This is a genomic window from Gemella parahaemolysans, assembly GCF_053758945.1.
The window spans coordinates 1-1,126 of sequence record NZ_JBSMTP010000030.1 but is presented as its reverse complement, the minus strand read 5'-3'; the positions used below and the strand labels follow the sequence as shown (position 1 = coordinate 1,126).

General features: G+C 48.6%; 1 rRNA gene. It reads right to left on the bottom strand.

From position 1 onward, the window contains the following. Positions 1-1,126, bottom strand: a 23S ribosomal RNA gene (locus tag ACWOBP_RS08095); the annotation flags it as partial.

Genomic DNA, 1,126 nt, shown 5'->3' with positions numbered 1-1,126 from the left:
GCGATATTTGGTGGTACAGGAATTTCTACCTGTTGTCCATCGGCTTCACCATTCGGCTTCACCTTAGGTCCCGACTTACCCAGAGCGGACGAGCCTTCCTCTGGAAACCTTAGTCATTCGGTGGATAGGATTCTCACCTATCTTTCGCTACTCACACCGGCATTCTCACTTCTAACCTCTCCACCTCGCCTTACAGCTCGGCTTCTACGATGTTAGAACGCTCTCCTACCATATAACATTAGTTATATCCGCAGCTTCGGTTGTATGTTTAGCCCCGGTACATTTTCGGCGCGATGTCACTCGACCAGTGAGCTATTACGCACTCTTTAAATGGTGGCTGCTTCTAAGCCAACATCCTGGTTGTCTGTGCATCATCACATCCTTTTCCACTTAACATACAATTTGGGACCTTAGCTGGCGGTCTGGGCTGTTTCCCTTTCGACTACGAACCTTATCACCCGCAGTCTGACTCCCGTTGATATTTATCTGGCATTCGGAGTTTGTCTGAATTCGGTAACCCGGGATGGGCCCCTAGTCCAAACAGTGCTCTACCTCCAGTAAACTCACAACGAGGCTAGCCCTAAAGCTATTTCGGAGAGAACCAGCTATTTCCAAGTTCGATTGGAATTTCTCCGCTACCCACAGCTCATCCAAACACTTTTCAACGTGTCCTGGTTCGGTCCTCCATTCAGTGTTACCTAAACTTCAACCTGGCCATGGGTAGATCACTTGGTTTCGGGTCTACTCCATCATACTATTTCGCCCTATTAAGACTCGCTTTCGCTTCGGCTCCATGTCTTCCACTTAACCTCGCATGATAAAGTAACTCGCCGGTTCATTCTACAAAAGGCACGCCATCACCCACAAGGGGCTCTGACTACTTGTAAGCACACGGTTTCAGGTTCTCTTTCACTCCCCTCCCGGGGTTCTTTTCACCTTTCCCTCACGGTACTGGTTCACTATCGGTCACTAGGTAGTATTTAGCCTTACCAGATGGTCCTGGTAGATTCCGACGGAATTCCTCGTGTTCCGCCGTACTCAGGTGCTCTCTCACGCCAACTCAGTATTTCGTATACAGGACTTTTACCTTCTACGGTCTAACTTTCCAGCTAGTTCTACTATACTT